Origin of the sequence: Shewanella goraebulensis (genome assembly GCF_030252245.1) — a bacterium.
Classification (GTDB): Bacteria; Pseudomonadota; Gammaproteobacteria; order Enterobacterales; family Shewanellaceae; genus Shewanella; species Shewanella goraebulensis.
In genome coordinates this window covers 4270564-4289076 of sequence record NZ_CP126972.1, presented here as the reverse complement: position 1 = coordinate 4289076, position 18513 = coordinate 4270564, and the positions used below count along the sequence as shown (strand labels likewise).

Annotated in this window: 17 protein-coding genes; 8 read left to right on the top strand and 9 right to left on the bottom strand. The window is 40.5% G+C overall.

What is annotated here, in order from left to right; genetic code table 11:
• Positions 1–250 precede the first annotated feature (250 nt).
• The 6 genes from QPX86_RS18115 to rfaD all read left to right on the top strand — a co-directional run bounded on the left by QPX86_RS18115 (position 251) and on the right by rfaD (position 6391).
• Positions 251–1168 (top strand): LysR family transcriptional regulator, encoded by a 918-nt coding sequence (locus QPX86_RS18115; protein ID WP_285163435.1) that lies wholly within the window; start codon positions 251–253, stop codon positions 1166–1168.
• 100 nt (positions 1169–1268) lie between these two features.
• Complete coding sequence (locus QPX86_RS18110) at positions 1269–3254, top strand: TonB-dependent receptor domain-containing protein (RefSeq protein ID WP_285163434.1); 1986 nt, start codon at positions 1269–1271, stop codon at positions 3252–3254.
• Between the two features lie 114 nt (positions 3255–3368).
• The gene (locus QPX86_RS18105) at positions 3369–3839 is read left to right on the top strand and encodes a DUF4405 domain-containing protein (protein ID WP_220754109.1); all 471 of its coding nucleotides are present in this window, start codon (positions 3369–3371) and stop codon (positions 3837–3839) included.
• The gene (locus QPX86_RS18100) at positions 3836–4132 is read left to right on the top strand and encodes a hypothetical protein (RefSeq protein WP_285163433.1); all 297 of its coding nucleotides are present in this window, start codon (positions 3836–3838) and stop codon (positions 4130–4132) included. Before QPX86_RS18105 ends, QPX86_RS18100 begins: the two co-directional genes overlap by 4 nt.
• A gap of 217 nt (positions 4133–4349) precedes the next feature.
• On the top strand, positions 4350–5366 hold the full coding sequence (locus QPX86_RS18095) for a glycosyltransferase family 9 protein (protein ID WP_285163432.1): 1017 nt from the start codon (positions 4350–4352) through the stop codon (positions 5364–5366).
• 71 nt (positions 5367–5437) lie between these two features.
• Positions 5438–6391 (top strand): ADP-glyceromanno-heptose 6-epimerase, encoded by a 954-nt coding sequence (rfaD, locus tag QPX86_RS18090; protein WP_220754112.1) that lies wholly within the window; start codon positions 5438–5440, stop codon positions 6389–6391.
• Positions 6392–6512: 121 nt separating this feature from the next.
• Here the strand turns inward: rfaD and QPX86_RS18085 are convergent, their stop codons facing one another.
• From QPX86_RS18085 to QPX86_RS18055, 7 genes are all read right to left on the bottom strand, one after another.
• On the bottom strand, positions 6513–6914 hold the full coding sequence (locus tag QPX86_RS18085) for a CBS domain-containing protein (protein WP_285163431.1): 402 nt from the start codon (positions 6912–6914) through the stop codon (positions 6513–6515).
• The gene (locus tag QPX86_RS18080; protein WP_220754114.1) at positions 6911–7261 is read right to left on the bottom strand and encodes a P-II family nitrogen regulator; all 351 of its coding nucleotides are present in this window, start codon (positions 7259–7261) and stop codon (positions 6911–6913) included. The genes QPX86_RS18085 and QPX86_RS18080 overlap by 4 nt, the downstream gene beginning before the upstream one ends.
• A 22-nt stretch (positions 7262–7283) precedes the next feature.
• Positions 7284–8141 (bottom strand): DUF1538 domain-containing protein, encoded by an 858-nt coding sequence (locus QPX86_RS18075; protein ID WP_220754115.1) that lies wholly within the window; start codon positions 8139–8141, stop codon positions 7284–7286.
• Between the two features lie 57 nt (positions 8142–8198).
• Positions 8199–8930: a DUF1538 domain-containing protein gene (locus QPX86_RS18070; protein WP_220754116.1), complete on the bottom strand. Its 732-nt coding sequence runs from the start codon at positions 8928–8930 to the stop codon at positions 8199–8201.
• Positions 8931–9258: 328 nt separating this feature from the next.
• Entirely contained in the window at positions 9259–9774 is a 516-nt protein-coding gene (locus QPX86_RS18065) for a DUF6702 family protein (protein WP_220754117.1), read from the bottom strand.
• The gene (locus QPX86_RS18060) at positions 9774–12230 is read right to left on the bottom strand and encodes a M1 family metallopeptidase (RefSeq protein WP_285163430.1); all 2457 of its coding nucleotides are present in this window, start codon (positions 12228–12230) and stop codon (positions 9774–9776) included. The genes QPX86_RS18065 and QPX86_RS18060 overlap by 1 nt, the downstream gene beginning before the upstream one ends.
• A 447-nt stretch (positions 12231–12677) precedes the next feature.
• On the bottom strand, positions 12678–13463 hold the full coding sequence (locus tag QPX86_RS18055) for a substrate-binding periplasmic protein (protein ID WP_285165196.1): 786 nt from the start codon (positions 13461–13463) through the stop codon (positions 12678–12680).
• A gap of 319 nt (positions 13464–13782) precedes the next feature.
• On the opposite strand from QPX86_RS18055, the gene QPX86_RS18050 reads away from it, so the two are divergent.
• Positions 13783–14763 (top strand): NAD(P)H-quinone oxidoreductase, encoded by a 981-nt coding sequence (locus QPX86_RS18050; RefSeq protein WP_407696602.1) that lies wholly within the window; start codon positions 13783–13785, stop codon positions 14761–14763.
• Between the two features lie 577 nt (positions 14764–15340).
• On the top strand, positions 15341–15775 hold the full coding sequence (locus QPX86_RS18045) for a hypothetical protein (protein ID WP_220754121.1): 435 nt from the start codon (positions 15341–15343) through the stop codon (positions 15773–15775).
• A gap of 138 nt (positions 15776–15913) precedes the next feature.
• On the opposite strand, the gene QPX86_RS18040 is transcribed toward QPX86_RS18045, so the two are convergent.
• Both QPX86_RS18040 and galK read right to left on the bottom strand, forming a co-directional pair.
• On the bottom strand, positions 15914–16948 hold the full coding sequence (locus QPX86_RS18040; protein WP_285163429.1) for an aldose epimerase family protein: 1035 nt from the start codon (positions 16946–16948) through the stop codon (positions 15914–15916).
• 65 nt (positions 16949–17013) lie between these two features.
• A complete protein-coding gene (galK, locus tag QPX86_RS18035; RefSeq protein WP_285163428.1) occupies positions 17014–18156 on the bottom strand; it encodes a galactokinase in 1143 nt (380 codons plus the stop codon).
• Positions 18157–18513: the final 357 nt, after the last annotated feature.

Genomic DNA, 18513 nt, shown 5'->3' with positions numbered 1-18513 from the left:
GGCCCCCTAAGTGCAGTAAAGCGCTTAGGGGGCTTTTTAATACGCAATATTCAATCCTAGTCAGGATCACTTAATTCACTCTCTTACTGATATATGCCTAATATGTTGTTTGGGCGCGTTGGTTTTGTAGGTTAAATGAATTGGAGGATTTAGTTGTTAGATTGGACTGCTGTGGTTGTAGGATTGTTGGTCAGTAATGTTAGAATAAAAGTGCTCTCCCATCTCGCTTAGTGGCCATGATTATAACTTTATGAATCTATCTCAACTCGACCTAAATCAGCTTATTATTTTAAAACAATTACTAAAAGAAAAGCATATAAGTAATACGGCTTTATCTATGGGATTGAGTCAGCCATCTATTAGCCGTTCATTGGGTAAATTACGAGAGTTGTTTGATGACCCTTTATTGATACGAATGGCTGGGGGTTATGAATTAACGCCTAAAGCAGAATCTATTCAGCAAGATTTAAATATCATTCTCAACAAGGTAGAAAATTTAGTAAACAAACAAAATTTTGATCCAAAAACCAGTGAAGCGACGATTAAAGTTTTTGGTTTACCTCCACAGATGAATCGATTAATTGATGCAACGATAGCTGATTTTCGCGAGCAAGCCCCTCACATTACATTGGAAATTGACACGTTACCCAAACCGCATTTTTCTGAGTTATTGAAGGGAGATGTGCACTTTGTTATCACCGCTCATGAGCCTTCTTCATCTGAAGGATTGCTGTATAGAATGCCATTGTTCAAACGTGATTTTGAACTAGTCATGTCACAAACTCATCCTCTTGTTGATACACCTTTAACGATTGATGTATTGCGTCATTGTCATTTTGGGCAAATATCTTTGCAGGGAGAAAACGACCTCTCAATTGGCCACTGTTTTGAGGCTTTAGGGATAAAAGATGTTTCTATTCCTATTCGCTTAAAAGATTTTTTTAGTGTTGGGACTGTGATCGAGAATACTGACATTCTGTTTCATTTACCCAGTCATTTTGCAGATGAGTTATGCCGTCGAAATGCAATAGTTTCACGAAAATCACCTGTTGAATTGAAAGCTAATCAAACTCAAATGTATCTCTATTGGCACAAGCGTTACCACAATGACCCTGTAAGTAAGTGGTTTAGAGAACTCGTTAAATCTAAGTATTTACAATGTGAATAGTCGTTATGCATCCTAGCTATGTTTAATCCATTGCGACGATTTGTATTAAAAGGCTTAATACGAATCATTCTCAATATTAAATAAAGTTTAAGTTAGGATTATGAACGCAGCGAAAAATTTATTCTCACGAACTCCTCTAGCCATTGTTATCAGTAGCTTAGTCACCACGCTTTCTTTCTCAGCCATTGCTGATGATGCTCAAAATATCCCTATTGCTGAAGCCCCTGATAATATCGAAAAAGTTCAGGTTTGGGGCACAACTATTACCAATAATTCAGCACTAATTTCTGAAGATATAGAAAAGAAACAAGCCGATCATTTAAGTGACTTATTGCGTGATCAAGCAGGTATAGATATTGGTGGTTCGCACTCAATGGTGCAGGGAATTAATATTCGTGGTGTGGATGAATTAGACCTTAACATTACCGTGGATGGCATTAGTCAGAATAATAATATGTTCCATCATTCAGGTAATTTATTAATTAATGCCGATATTTTGAAAGCGGTAGATATTAATGTTGGTACTAACTCTGTGTTAACGGGCGGTTTATCTGGTGGTGTGGCATTTGAAACTAAGGATGCCAAAGACTTGCTTGATCCTGAGCAGGATTTTGGTCTTCGATTGCATGCTAATTATGGTAGCAACGATTATGCAGGTGCATCAGCAACCTCATTTGCACAATTAACCGATAATATCGATGCTTTGGTGTATTTCACTTATACAGATAAAAACAACTTTGAAGACGGTGACGGCAATGAAGTCGAAGGTAATGATGGCACCATTGCAAACGGTATCGTTAAATTAGGTTGGGATGTCAGCGAGTCTAGCCGTTTTGTCGTGTCTTATGATCACTATACAGATGAAGGTGACTATTTTATTAAAACCAATTTTGGTAGTGAGTATAACGAAGGTAATGATTTAGAAACGCAAAATATTGACTATACCCGTACTAGCTTATCCCTCGCTTATGAACTTGATCTTGGTGACGCGATTAACTTACGTACCAGCATTTATCAAAATGAATTAAGTTATGCTCCTTCAAACACTGAAGGTCTATCAGAGCATACCGGTTATTCGATATTAGCTGAGTCAACATTTGATCTTGCCAGTATGACGCATACTTTACGCTACGGTGGCGAAGGCTATGAGCAAGTATCAAAATATATCGAAGATGGTATATCAAACAATGAAGAGAGTGCGAATTCAAATGACTTTTACATTGAAGATGAAATCGGTTTAACAGAGCAGTTATTCATTACTCCTGGTGTTCGCTATAACCACTATAAAGTCGATATGTTTTCGCCAGGCACGAACGATGGTTTAGAGAAAACGTGGTCTGACTTTACCTTTGGCCTATCTGCTAAGTACCTGATTAACGAACAATGGACCATCAGTGCAGGTTCTACTGAGCTATTCCAAGGTCCAGGTTTAAGGGAAACGTATACTGAATATGACACTATTTTTGACCAAGATTTGAAAGCTGAAACGGGGGTGAATAATACCGTCGGTATCCTGTTCCTTGATCAAGATGTGCTTGGCTTAGATCAACTTGGTTTCTCTTTAAACTTATTTAAGACAGAAATTAACGACTACATCGATAACTGGTCTGTGGGTAAAGGCAGGCCAATTGGTGAATACACTAACTTTGGTGATTACGATATTGAAGGGTTTGAATCTACGTTAAATCTGCGTAAAGACGAATTCAATGCACGAGTTACCTACTCTAAATCAAACTCAGAAAATCAAGAGACCGGTGAAGCGTTACGTTATGAAGTAGGCGACAGTGCTTCTGTCACATTAGGTTATGAATTTAGCGAATATGATATCAGCGTCAATTGGACCTCGCTGGTCACGCTGAGTAACGATGTGGCATATGACGGCACTATCATCGAGAAAGCAGGCTACGACGTGCATAATTTTTCGATGCAATGGCTACCTGCAAATGTTGAAGCTCTCACTGTGAACTTTGGTATTGAAAACATTTTCAATGAACAGTATTACTCACACGCTTCATATACCAGTGATACGGTTCAAGATTATGAGTCAGGTCGTAATTTCAAACTAAGTGCTTCATACATATTCTAGTACCAAAAATTTGATTCAATTCAAGGCTTAACAGTTAGTTGAGCCTCTTTAGCTTGATTACTGTTGGTTTCAACAGATAGTTCGCAATATAACAACGACAAGGTTATCCATATAATGTCAGATTGGAAACAAAACTTACAAAAGACGCGCTATGTCATGGATGTGATATTTCTCATCGGTTTCATGTTAGTGTCAGCACCTCAAGCCACAGGCTTACCATTACATGAATGGTTTAGTGTGGTGTTGATTATCCCATTTATGATCCATCTACTTTTGCATTGGGATTGGGCTAAATCGAGTTTTAAGCGTTTATGCTCAAAAGTAACGATAAAAGAACGCTTTAATATCGTTTGGAGTTACCTGATTTATTTGATGATGCTGCTGGTATTTGTTAGCGGTTTTTTAGTCTCAGAGGCGATATTTCCTTTCCTTGGGATTCCGCTTGAAATACAAGATTTTTGGTCGAAAATACACCATGACTCTGCCACGTTGATTATGCCGATGTTGGGTGTGCATTTAGCGTTGCATTGGAGTTGGATTATTAAATTCACTAAACGAATGACGACTAAGGAGACGCTAGCATGAAGCATTTAAATTACCGTTTAAAGCCAAGGTTAACCGTGGCCTTGGCTATTTCAGTGCTTATTAGTCTGATGTTGATATTACTGGAACTGACGCCGTGGGCAGAACAAATTAATCTGCAAGGCTACTCACATGGCAATGGTGAGAAACCCGATATTCCGTCATATATGCGGTTTATCTTACCGTTTGTCAAAGAGCTGATATTGATTGGTGTGCCTATGTTATTGACTGTATTCGTTATGAAATTTTATGGTTTCTTAAAAAGCCTATACAAAGCAAAACGTATCAACAACTAATGCAATAACTTAGTTCTTACTTGGGCGACAATCTTGTTGTGGCTAGTAAGGCACTACGGTGTCAGTTAAAATGAATCCCTGTTACGCAGGGATTTTTTTATTTCAAGCTAACAAGTTTTACATCTCTTGGGTGTTTACTGATTTTACTTGGTATAAAATGGCTTTTTGTTCGTGTGTTGCTTTAATTCGTTAGAACTGAGCTTTAGGGTCTGTGTAAATGAAAAAAATTCTGTATGTTCGCCATGATAAAATTGGTGACTTCACTACCAAGTGGCCAGCGCTGAGTATGCTCAGGCAAGCGATGCCTGATGCTACGATTGACGTATTTGTTGCACCCGTCGTTAAAAGCTTTGCACAAGCTTGCCCTCATGTTGATAACGTCTTAATTGATACAGGTGATGATGCGGCTATTGCAAAGCTGATTAAAGAACAGAACTATGATGCTGCTATTGTTTCCTTGTCACAATACCGCGTTTATAAGCTACTTAAACCCGCTCAAATTCCTTATGTACTGGTTCCCACGCTAAATTGGTACCAATATCTCTATAAACACAGAACTAACGCACAATATCAAGATGGCATTTCTGTTTGGCGAAGAGGCTGTAATGTTGTTGAGCACTTTTTAAAAGAGCACGATTACCCTATTCCAGAAGTGAAACGACCTTTTTGGGATATGAGTAATAAAAAACACAAGTGGCAAGACTATTACAATAAACAGGGTGAAGAAAAATTGATTTTCGCTCATCCTGGTACAGGTGGCTCGTCGGGTGGAGTGCCTGTTGAGTCATTTTCGAATATGCTTATTGATATCAATCAGCGTACTGCGTTAGATTGTCGGTTTGTGGTCACTTACAGCGGCCAAGAAGAAGTGCTTGCCGATGAAATGGTGGCTATCTTGTCTGGAAAAGGCATTAAGGTTGAAAAAGCCAAACCATTATCTAGCTTGAGCGAATTTGCTGAGTCATTAGTGGCTGCTGATATGTTTATCGCGGGCTCAACCGGGCCTTTGCATTTAGCAGGTCTACATAATGTGCCGACGTTAGGGTTTTATGCAGGCAGACGCTCTGCACCGCATATTCGTTGGCAATCGTTATCAGCGGATGATCGCCGTTTATCTTATACACCGCCAGTTGGAAAAAGAACGGGCCGCAATATGGCGTTAGTTGATTTTGACAAAGCAGCTACAGAGGCTGCAGAGTTTCTAGATTCATTTTATTCAGACGCTAGCCGTTAAGTTAAGGCTAACAAAACAAGATTTGGTTTAAGCGTGATGTATGTTCACGCCAATACACAGGAATTGAGCTTATGATCGTGGTTACAGGCGCTGCAGGATTTATTGGTAGTAATTTAGTTAAGTCACTTAATGAAATGGGCCGTACAGATATCATCGCAGTTGATGATCTCACTGATGGCACGCAAATGTTTAACTTAGCAGATTGCGAAATCGCTGATTACTTAGATAAAGATGCCTTTTTAGCCAGCATTAAAGCGGGTGAGTTTGACGGTAAATTAGAAGTGATTTTCCATCAAGGGGCTTGTTCATCGACCACTGAGTGGGATGGCAAGTTTATGATGCAAAATAACTATGAATACTCAAAAGTATTACTGCATTATAGCCAAGCAAATGATGTGCAATTTATTTATGCATCATCGGCATCTGTGTACGGTGGCAGTGACACTTTTGTTGAGAAGCGTGAAGTTGAAAAACCGCTAAATGTGTATGCTTACTCTAAGTTCTTGTTTGACCAATATGTCCGTCAACAAGACACTAATGCCCAAGTTGCAGGTCTTCGTTACTTTAACGTTTACGGCCCAAGAGAGCAGCATAAAGGCGGCATGGCAAGTGTTGCCTTCCACTTCAATAATCAAATCAAAGCGAACGGCGTGTGTCGTTTATTTGCCGGTGTTGATGGCTATGAAGATGGTCAGCAATTACGTGATTTCGTGTTTGTTGAAGACGTCGTTAAAGTGAACATTTGGTTATGGCAGAACAAGTCAGTGTCTGGCGTGTTTAACTGCGGAACAGGTGAAGCACAAAGCTTTAATGATGTAGCAAATGCCGTTATTCAGTACCATGGTAAAGGCGAAATTGAATACATTCCTTTCCCTGATAAATTGAAGGGTGCTTACCAGAGCTACACTCAAGCAGATTTAACCCTGCTTCGCTCAGTGGGTTGCGACCATGTCTTCAAAACGGTTGAACAAGCAGTGCCTGAGTATTTAGATTGGCTTAAAGACCAGCATTTCATCGGTCAGTAATGCCAGGTTAAATACTTAACCGCCGATAAATTAAAGCCTTGATTGCAAATGCATCAAGGCTTTTTTATTGGTGCTTGGCTAATAGCTCTTGCTTATCGCTTGCAGTGATAGCCAAGTTGATTTACTGGCTTACCATGCCTTTTATCACAATATCATCGTAGGTAACAAAACCTATGATGTTGTTATTTTCGACCACCGGCGCTTTATTGATTTGGAATTGATCAAATAGCCTCGCTGTATAGCGGATGTCCATATCAGCACTCACAGACATCACCGGCTTTATCATAATTTCATACACATTTACTCGCTCAGGTGATTTGTTAGTGGCTAGTACTTTTCTGGCGATATCACTAAGTAATAGCATGCCGTATTCATCATGATCATGACGCTTATTGACCACTAGAATAGACACGTCTTTTTCAACGGCTATGGCAATGGCTTCGCTGATAGTTAACATGCCGTCAATCATGGCATATTGATTCATTAATACATCACGGTTTTTAATGGGCGTCGACGGCTTCATATTTGATCCTTAATATCATTAGTGAGTTTTTCGACTTGATGTGCAACACCTACGGCATCTTCAACATCAATTTGAATGGCAATACCCTGACCTGGGTTGGTATTGAATCCACCCACTTCGCAAATGGTTTCTAAAATATGGCGGCTCATATGCTCTTCTACCAACCATAAAATCACATCTCTTTGTACATCTAATCCTAAGCCCATGAAGGTTTTCTTTTTCTTTAGCCCTTCACCTCTAGCGTGGTTAATAACGGTTGCACCAGTCGCACCTGCTTCTCTGGCAGCATCCAGTACTGTGTCTGTGGTTACATCATCTACAAACGCGATAATTAGCTTAAATCGCATGGTTTACTCCTTAACGGATCGATTAGTTTCTATTTTTTGAGATAGATTCAAGGTTTGATACTGGGTTTTGAGCATTAATCATTGATGGCTCAGTTGCCGGTTCTTCCTCGCTAGCTTGATTGCTTCGTTTCTCTAACCACGCCACTATTTGGGCGTAAGTCATTACAGCGATAATCGGGAATAAACTGGCAAAGGCAATCAGTCCAAAGCCATCAATTAATGGGTTTCGTCCTTCAACATTAGAGGCTAAGCCCAGGCCTAAAGCTGCAACTAACGGCACAGTAACTGTTGATGTGGTTACACCGCCAGAATCATAAGCAAGCGGGATAATTGATTTAGGTGCAAAGAAGGTTTGGATCACTACCACCACATAACCTGCCATGATGTAATAATGAATTGGGTCACCGACTACAATTCGAAAGCATCCCAGTGAGATACCAAATGCGACACCAATGGCCACCGAAATTCGCAGGCCTTGTGTGCTAATAGTGCCACCTGACACTTCGTTAGCTTTGATTGCTACAGCAATTAAGGAGGGCTCGGCAATGGTGGTACTAAAACCAATGGCTGCAGCAAATACATAAACCCATAAATAGTCATGCCACAGGTAAGGGCCAGCAGAACCATCAGGATGTAAAATACTGGGTGAGGTCAGCTGATTCGCGAGGTTTTCACCAATAGGAAACAGGGCTAACTCTAAACCAACCAAGAAAAAACTTAATCCTAAAATCACGTATACAAAACCTAGCACTACCGTTTTCCAGTTAGCGATAGGGCGTTTTAGTACGCCTAATTGAAAGCCAAATAAGATGGTCGCAATTGGGATAACATCACGCATAGTGAGTAACAAGGTATCGAACAACTGACTAATCCACGCCATTGATAACCTCCCGTGAGGTCTGATTGACACTTATGAGCGAAATAAGATTTTTCATTGTTATAACACCATGCCGTAGAGTAAAACGAAGATGACAGGGGTTAAGCTTGCAAAAGCAATTAATCCAAATCCATCTAACATGGGGTTTCGACCTTTAATGACGGTGGCTAAACCGACACCTAAAGCGGTGACTAAGGGCACGGTAATCGTGGAGGTTGTTACACCACCAGAGTCATAGGCAATACCGATAATATTTTCAGGGGCAAAGCTTGTTAGCACCATCACAATGACATAGCCGCCAATGATCAAATAATGAATTGGCCAACCTTTAACGATGCGGATAACCCCGAGCAATATGGCTAGACCCACAGATACAGCAACAGTTAGTCGCAGTCCCATGGCATAACTGTCCATGGCTTGCTCTGTTGCCGCGATAGCGCCACCTTCGGCGGCCACTTCAGCGGCTTCCGCTGCGACGGCAGTTAAAGCGGGCTCGGCTAATGTTGTGCCAAAGCCTAAAGCAAACGAGAAAACCACTAACCAGAAGGTACTACCTTTACGGGCAAGTGCATGGGCCAATGACTCGCCAATAGGGAAAAGACCCATCTCTAAACCGAATACAAAAAAGGTTAACCCTAAGACAATAAAAACGACGCCGACAAGAATAGAAAACAGGTTAGCAGGGGCTTGTTGCAGGATAAAAATTTCAAAGAAACTGACCACCAAAATGATGGGAACTAAATCTCGAAAACTGCCGAGCATAGATTGTAATAACTTGACTAATCCGCTCATTCCACCTCCTGTGAATATGAATAATGACAAAGGCTTAGATAAATGTTCTCTTATCAAAGCATAGGTAGTATCAAGGTTGGTTTCTGTTTGTTACACCATTCAGTGTGCCAACCTAACAATGTAAAACAACAAAAAATTAACAAAAGTTACACTGTTTTTGAGCTAGATCAATTTGTGAAAGTAAATGTGCGCTAGGCGAGGTGGTCGTCGATAACAAACTGGCGTGTAACCAGCAAAAAAAAGAGACCCTTAGGTCTCTTTTAGCGTTCAATATCAAATATCAGATATGTTGGCTCACATCTAATGGCTTAAATTTAACGCCTTAGATTTATTGGCTTAGGGTTAAATGCTGCCAAGCATCACCAGCCTCTAATCTTAATGACTTCACCTGCTTTTCTCGTTCAACATTGATGTAGTTAAGTTGGCTAGGCCAAAGGTCTTGTAAGCTTTCCATTTTGATGTAGAAACTGCTCATAGTTTGATGATTAATTTGAGTCTCTTGATAGACCCATAAATACTTACCTTCTACCTCAGTGCCAACAAAATTAAGTTCAATCACTTGTTGGTTATCATCAGCGATATGGAATTTACCTTGCACATAATAAGCAAAAGCTTCACGGCTCACAGGCTCTTTTAATAAATCGGCATGGCTATCGAAAAGGCGTTTAGCGGCATGCTCAGCATCGTGTAAGTAAAAACGGTGTTGCACTTCTAAGTTACCAGTGCGCTCATTAAACAGCACATTGCTATAGCTCTCTTTTTGCTGATGCGCCCAACTATTATCACTCATGCTCACGGCGGCAATAACTAACAAAAAAGTAATTACTTTGATAAGTGGTGACATTATTTTTTATATTCCTTAGCTTCAGGTTCTTTCACTTCGGTGTTGATATCATGCATCACATCACGGCGATGTTTACCTTTACGTTTTTCGCTCTTATAAGCCTCAATACGTGATGGAATGATACGACGTGGATAATGGTTATTTTCGATATCTACATCGGCAGTTTCCCAACTTGGATCGACCTCAACAGAGACCAATTGCTGTGACTTTTCAGTGACAATCAATTTACTCACTTCCTTCGGTGAACGGCGCCAGATTTCTGCAGGCAACGTGAGTTTTTCAGTTGAGCCATCAGCGAAGGTCATTTCCAGTAATATTGGCATCACTAGACCACCTAGATTTGAGAAATTCATAACATAATAGTTCTTGTCTTCTTCTAGTGCTCTGGCTAAGGCTTTACGTTCCCATGGCTTAAGTTTGGCGAGGGTTGACTGGTATTTATTACGTTCTTTATTGGTGACAGTAAAGCGATCGTTTTCATCATGAAAATCAGCTAAATCACCATTTAAATCAACCCAAGGTTTCATGCCTGCCTGTTGGTTTTTCTCAACGAATAACGAGATTGGCTTATCGGCTTCTTCTTGGCGTAAACGATCAAAGTCGATGTCAGGATCTTTGGTGTCTAAACGTAGTTGGTAGACTTTATCTATGCTGATATCAACATGATCTGTGGTGTAAAACCAGCCACGGAAAAACCAATCTAAATCTACGCCTGAGGCTTCTTCCATGGTGCGGAAAAAGTCATAAGGCGTTGGGCGTTTATTTTCCCAGCGACGTGAATACTCTTGAAAAGCAAAGTCGAAAAGCTCACGACCTAATACCACTTCACGCAGAATATTGAGCGCTGCAGCAGGCTTAGTGTAGGCGTTAGGGCCGTATTTCAGAATGCTATCTGATTGCGTCATAATAGGCACTTGCACGTTGGACTTCATGTACTCGATGATATCACTGGGTTCACGCCCCCAAGCTAAATCAGGATCCCACTCTTTACTAGCAACGCCGTCTAAAAAGCTGTTAAGACCTTCATCCATCCACGCCCACTGACGTTCATCAGAGTTCACAATCATCGGGAAGTAGTTATGACCCACTTCGTGAATGACCACTCCTATTAAGAATTGCTTCTCAGATAATGTATAACTGCGGGTGCCGTCTTCATGCCAAATGGTTCGTGGGCCATTAAAGCTTATCATTGGGTATTCCATGCCACCCACTGGGCCATTTACACTGATGGCCGATGGATATGGATAGTCAAAGGTAAAGCGTGAATAGACTTCCATGGTATGGATAACAGATTCAGTGGAGTATTTCTCCCAAAGTTCGCCACCTTCTTTTGGATAAAAAGACATTGCCATGACTTCTGGCATCGTGTCGCCGCCTTGCTGGTAACCTTTGGCATCCCAAATAAATTTGCGCGATGAAGCCCAAGCAAAGTCACGCACATTTTCGGCTTTAAAATGCCAGGTTTTTTGGCCTGATTGCGTGCTTGACTCATTTTTTAATGCCTCGTTAGCCGAGACAATAAATACTGGGCGTTTGGCGTCTTTTGCTTCTTCTAAGCGCTTGCGCTGAGTTTTGCTCAATACCTTTTTCGGGTTTTGTAATACACCAGTAGCAGCAACAATATGGTCTGTTGGTACGGTCATTTTTACATCGTAATTACCAAATTCTAAGGTGAATTCACCGCGACCTAAAAACTCCTTATTATGCCAAGCTTCATAATCTGAATAGGAAGATACTCGAGGGAACCACTGGGCTAACAGGAAAATATCGTTGCCGCCTTTTCGTTTATCATCAGGAAAATGCTCATAACCTGAACGTGCGCCTACAGCGTCTTCTTCCAAGATATTAAAGGCGAAATCAATGTTCACTTTAGTGGTTTGATTTGGCTTAAGCGGTTGAGGTAAATCAATGCGCATTTGCGCGCCATTAATAACGTATTTAAGTGCTTTACCTTTAGCGTCAGTGATATTAGATAACTGATAACCTAGTTCGACATCTTGCATAAACTGCTGACGACGTAGGGTAGATAAATTGATTTTAGCTGGGGCTTTGTCTTGGGCTTTTGCTGAGGCGCTGGCGTTATTGCCAAGCCCTGAAAAAGTACTGCTGCGCTCGGCAATAGAATCTGGACTAAAACGGTTTTGCTCTAATTGCAGCCATAAATATTTAAGGGTATAAGGCGAATTGTTATGGTAAGTAATCGTTTCGCTACCCGCAATGCGGCGTTTAGTTTCATCTAACGCAACTTCGATTTTGTAATCGACTTGCTGTTGCCAGTAATCCTTGCCGGGTTCACCAGCAGCGTTACGATAATCATTGGGCGTCGGATGGCTTTCTTCTAATTGACGAAACTTATCTTCGAAGTCACCTTTAGTCTGCTCAATGGGTGAGGCATTTACCCAAGGTAAACACAGTAGGCTCAATACTAGCGCGATAGCCTGAGGATAAAATTTCATGCTTGCTCCAAAGTGGTCACTTGATTTACACCATGAGTGCCACATATTTTTGTATTTTTATTAAAGCGATGGGCAAATAGCTGTGTACGATGGGGTTAATCGCAACGTTTAACTTTAACGAAAGACTATTATGCTTAGTAACTTGTATTTAATGGCTTGTGCTTAGTTATTTATGAATAGTGAATTAGAGGCTTTAGGCCGAAATGGGATTGTACACCTAGGAATAACAAATGTGTCAAAAGTACACATTTTGTAACTTTTTTTGGTGGGGTAGGTTAAATTTGCAGTTAATATCAGTAATAGCTAAATAAAATGGCAAGGTTTACTGAGCAATATTTAAATTAAATTGATAATAAACAGTGGTTTAAATTTGACTATTGAAGCTGGTAAGCTTATTCGACTAATTAAGCTTGAGTGTTTCTTCTGCACTAAAAATCCATCATGTTGTCATAATGGTGTGTCGTCGGTTTGTTTTATGTTGTATTTATCCAAAATCTGTTGAAATTCGCCGGTCTGTTTTAGCTTTTGTAAGCCGTTAGCGAACATTTTTGCCGCTTGGGTATTTGTTTGACTAAAGCCAACGTATAAAGGCAGTGGTTTACCAAAGCTACCTGCATATTTAATTTTATCATCAATTTGCATTTTTTTAGCAGTGTCTTCAATAACGATCTTATTGCCTATCATGATATGAAAACGACCTTTAATAAGGCGTTTAAGGTTCATCGATAGTGGTTGGTTACCAGTAGCAAAATAGAATCGGTTTGAATGAGCAATTTTTTCATTTAATTTTTCACCATAGTCATAGCCTCGAATTATTCCCACTTGAACCGTGTCTAAATCATCAAGTTTACTAAATTTCCAAGCAAAACCTGAAGTTGTGTAAAAATCTTTGCTGGCGTACCCAATGATAATGTCATCGGTGAATAAGTTATATTGTGAAACATGCTCTGGAGTAATCGCTAATATGGCATCAATATGACTTTGTTGAACCTCTTTTAATGCACGATTAAAAGGGACTGAGATAAAGTGAACGGGTTGATCCATTTCGGCAAACGCGCGTTGGGTCAACTCTGTGACATAGCCTGTTTGGCCTTCGCAGACATAAGGGCACCAAATGTCGGAAGCAATGAGTAAAGGCTTAGCAGAAATAGAAGACGATGTTAGGCAGCTAATGCAAAACAATAATGCAGTGCGATAGGATAGAACTTTGGCTAATGCTGTTTTTAGTGTCATTTTCACAATGATATTAATTCCAGATAGTCTTAGTCGTTTGGCTAAAAGCGCTATAGATGCGTTAATTTCTGACCATAATGAAAATGCGTTTTTAAAGTATTTGTTCGGCAACATTAGTCATGATGATACATATAGTACCTTATATCGACACTATATAAGATAAAGTTTAATTATTATTACCTTTATATGCCAACTAGATACAAAAGTATCTACCAATTAGGTGGCTTTGCATCCAAGTTATTCAATACAGTGCTGATGAGAATTGCAGTCATTGCAGGCCAAGTTCAACAATAAATGACACCTCAAAGAGGATTTTTAAATGAAACACGTGACATTCGAAACAACAGGAAGTGCCGAGGTGATGTCTTTTAGTCATAGTGAACTTAGGCCATTAATCCAAGGTCAGGTGTTGATAAAGGTGCATGCTGCAGGGGTAAATGGCCCAGATCTTAAACAGCGAGAAGGAGCTTATCCTGCACCCAAAGGCGCAAGTAGTATCCTAGGCTTAGAAGTCGCTGGTGAAATCATCGCTGTGGCCGATGGTGTAACTCAATGGTGCATTGGCGATAAGGTGTGTGCGTTAGTGCCTGGGGGAGGATATGCCGAACAAGTTGTGACAGACGCTAGTCATTGTTTGCCGATCCCAAAAGGTTACAGTTTTGAACAAGCGGCAGCTTTACCCGAAACCTGTTTTACCGTTTGGGGCAATATGGTGGTGAGAGCAGAGTTAGTCGCTGGTGAAAGCGTACTTATTCATGGCGGCTCTGGTGGTATTGGCACAACAGCGATTCAAATGGCCAGTGCACTAGGCGCAAAAGTGTTTGCGACTTCGGGCTCCGATGAAAAGTGTCACTATTGCCTTGAGCAAGGGGCAACACTTGCTGTTAATTATCATCAACATGATTTTGTGCAGCCAATACTTGATGCCACTGAAGGTAAAGGCGTTAATGTTGTATTTGATATTGCTGGTGGTGATTTCGTTAACCGTAACCTTAAAGTGGTCGCTATGGATGGGCGCATGGTGTCGGTCGCGATGCAGCGAGGGATGAAAGCGGAAGTGGATATTTTTAGGCTAATGGCCAAGCGTATTCGCTGGACGGGCTCAACCCTAAGGCCACAAAGTATTGAAGCTAAAGCGGAAATCGCCAAAGGGCTAAAACAGCATATATGGCCTTTATTGGATAGTGGCAGAATGAATATTAAAGTCGATAAAGTCTTTGCTTTTAAAGATGTTATTTCAGCTCATCAATATATGGAATCAGGGCAGCATCAAGGTAAAATTGTATTAAAACTAATTTAGGGCTAATTTCCCCCTAGTTTTAGTCCAATTCTTAGCTCTATTCTTATCCTGGTTCTAGCGGATTAGCCCTAATCCGCTATGGCAATTATCAAATGCTCTATTGACTAAGTTATCAAGTGATCTATCTAGTTAATTATTAAATTGTCGATTAGCTTAGTGTTCAAATTGTGCTGATAACTAGTCATCAAATACCCTACTGATTTGGACATCATTTTATCCAATATAATGATTTTGCATGATTATCTTTTTTATTCACTCAATTGACGATTTTTGAAACAGTATTTTTTGAATTATCGACTTGAAGGCTGCAATTTTTCAACTAAATTTGAATTTGAAATGTTTGGTTGTTTTTTGAACGATAGAGTTTTGGAACGTCAGCTTGAAAAGCTCGATTTAAAAAAGACATATCAACTTCAAAATATCAAAAAGTTCATAAAACAATGATTGATTTTTAGAGAACTTTTTGATTAATTATCCCCATTAATCATGCGTTAGCAGTATGGTTTATATATTAAACGGTGTGCTTGAAAATAGCGCATTTTCAAAGGTATGTGTTGATTTAAGGGCGTTAGCATATATGTATAACACAGCAAAAAAACAAGTTTGGTTTGGTGAGCTTCGCACATCGAGAGGCACTTCTATTGTTATTCATGATAATGAATTGCCAGAGGCGTCACCTGGACGAATATATTTATTCAATGTAAATAGAAACACCATTGGTGAATACGTTGAAGATATCGTTAAAGTTAACCTTCACGAACTTGATTCTGCACAACTAGAAACGGCAAAAGCTGAGCATGACGTTGCGTGGCTTGCAGCAAGAGCTGAGTTTATGGCAAAGCATGAAGCGCACATTGAACTGTCTTCGGTGCCGGACTCTGCGCCAGTAACAAAAAGTAAAGCGCCAGTGGTGACAGACGAACCCATGGATGATGTCCTGGACGCAGATGACGATATGGAATTTGAAGATACTGGCTTTGAAGCGAGTATGAATGACGATAATGACGACTAAGGTTATTATTGAGAACTAGCAATAAATACTTGCTAATAAGGCATAAAAAATGGCGCTAACCTATTTGGGAGCGCCATTTTTATTGCGAATTTATCTTGTTCTTAAGCCTAGATAATCAACGCTAAAGCTCCACTAACGCTATAATGTACCAAACTCGTAGCGACTAACGTGGCGATACGTCCCGCCTGCAGGTATCCAAGCGTTGCCGAGCAAGGCTGGCTGATTAGGCGAGTCTGGTAGCATTTGTGGTTCAATACACACTGCTTGATGTGATTGATATACTTCGCCATTAAAGCCTATAGCACCTTCAAGAAAGTTCGCACCGTAAACTTGTACGCCAGGTTGGTTGGTATAAATTGTCATTGTACGACCGCTTAATGGGCTTGAAAGGCAGCCAAATCGCACGAGATTGTCTGGAGTAGTTTGCAATACATAGCAATGATCAAAACCGTTTGTGGCGGTTAATGCTCCGCGCTCAGTTTGCACAGAAAATGAGGTTGTTTGGGATAAGTCTAAATCACTGCCTGTCACTGAGTTAATGGCTATAGGTACGCCGACATCATTCATTGGTAAATACTGCGGCGCTTCCACTTGGATCTGATGCTGAGTATTCGTTTTACTGCTTGCGCCTTCTAAATTGAAATAGCTATGTTGGGTTAAGCTAATTGGACAGGCCTTATCAACTGTGGCTTCTATTTCAATCAGTAAGTTATTACCCTCTAAACGATAATCAAGCTGCACCGCACAATTACCCGGAAAGCCCATTTCACCGTCAGGGCTAGTCACTGTTAATCGAACGCCATCTTCAAGGGGCTGCATTTGCCACTGCTTTAAATGAAAGCCATCAGCGCCGCCGTGTAGGCAGTTAGTTGCTTGGTTAACATCTAATTGGTATTCAGTGCCTTGGTAACTCATTTTACCGTTAGCGATACGATTAGAATATCGACCAGCAATAGCGCCTAAATAAGCTTGCTGGGCAAGGTAGTCAGCAACGCTATCACAGCCTAAAACGATATTTTGGTGCTCACCGTGCTTATCTGCGGTTGATAATTTGCGGATAATGCCGCCAAGACTTAATACTTCAACAGCCACTTTGCCGTTATCTAATCGAATCCGTTCAATTTGACCACCGCGTGGATCTTGCCATGGCTTAAGGGCTGTGATTTGAATCATTAATGTCTCTTCCTGATGAGAGTAAGTTAATTGTATTGAGTATTAAAAGCCGGAACTCTCAAAGCTCAGTCTATTCTTCCTGCACCGTTACTGGCTGAGCATAAGTAAATAATCGCTTCAATTGCCGTCGCTTTAAGGTATTTATCCTCAATAGCATTAACCACGGCATCAGTAAGTTCATGATCGATCAATGCCACAACACAGCCATCACTCATACGAACGCCGCCTCGGGTGCCAATTACCTGCTTGATAATGCTGACTAAGATGTCGATTTCTACGGTCGAAATATCAAAGTCTGTTTTCATCGACTCGTGAGATTGTGCCATTAATTGACTAAAGCGAGTAATGTCGTTTTGCTCAAGTGCTCTTGCTGCATTCACTGTACGTTGGTTTTCACTTAACACATGTCTTGCACGAGCAAAAAGTTCATCACCTAGGGCGTCTTTTTCACGGTTTAGTTGTACTAAACTGACTTCACGTAAAGACTCGACTGCCAATAAATCATTGATTTCAGAACATTGTTGCTTACGCTTATCAAAACGTTCAATCAGGCTTTGGCGATCAATATTAGGATCAACGATCAATAAGCTGAGGTTTTCAGGGATCGAAACAGGCTCACTATCGAGTTCTAAACAGTCAATCAATAAAGCGTGATCGGCTTCTGCCAAGGCGCTAATGATTTGATCCATAATTCCTGATTCTGTTTTGACGAAACGATGTTCGCCGCGCTGAGCAATTTGTGCAATTGCCAGTGGAGACAAGTGCAGTTGACTGGCATAGCTAATTGCAGTGCCAAATGCCACTTCTAATGCAGCAGAAGATGACATGCCAGCGCCTAAAGGCACATTGCCTACAATCGCGAGATCAAGGCCTTTAGCTTTAAGGCCTGATTGAAACATTGACGCGGTAAATCCTTTTAAATACTTGCCCCAGCTGCTTTGATCTTTGGTTGATCTTTCTTCACCAAACTTCCACTGTTCAATTTGACCTGGAAAAGCATCAGTAACAGCTCTGAAAGTATTATCGCTACGTTCCTTAACCGCGATAACAGTGTGAAAATTGATTGCAGCGGGTAAAACGAATCCTTCGTTATAATCCGTGTGTTCGCCAATAATATTGACGCGACCTGGTGCTTGATACAGGTCGTCAGCCGTAGTGCCAAATGTTTGCACGAACAACTTCATGGCTTTTTGAGCAGGATTAGACATACAGTTACAGTTCCAAAGAATGCCGAGTTACGTAATAGCTACGTACTTAGTTACTTATCTGAGTGACTTATATTGGTTATTTATATTAGTTGCTTACTAAATTTCTTATATCGTACTGACTTACTTAACTTTAAATTTAGCTGAAAGTGAGTTAATTGCGCGATAGATATGTGATTTATATCACGATTGGTCGGAGGTGTAACTAGGATTAACTATTTTGATTTCATTTGAGTATCAATGTGAGTATTTTTTGAGTTAATTCATGTTGTTTAAGTTGTGAAGTGCCACAAAAGAGGTATTAGTGGAGGCTGATTATTCTGTTTGTCGAACAATGTTAGTGATTGCTGAAGTGAGCTG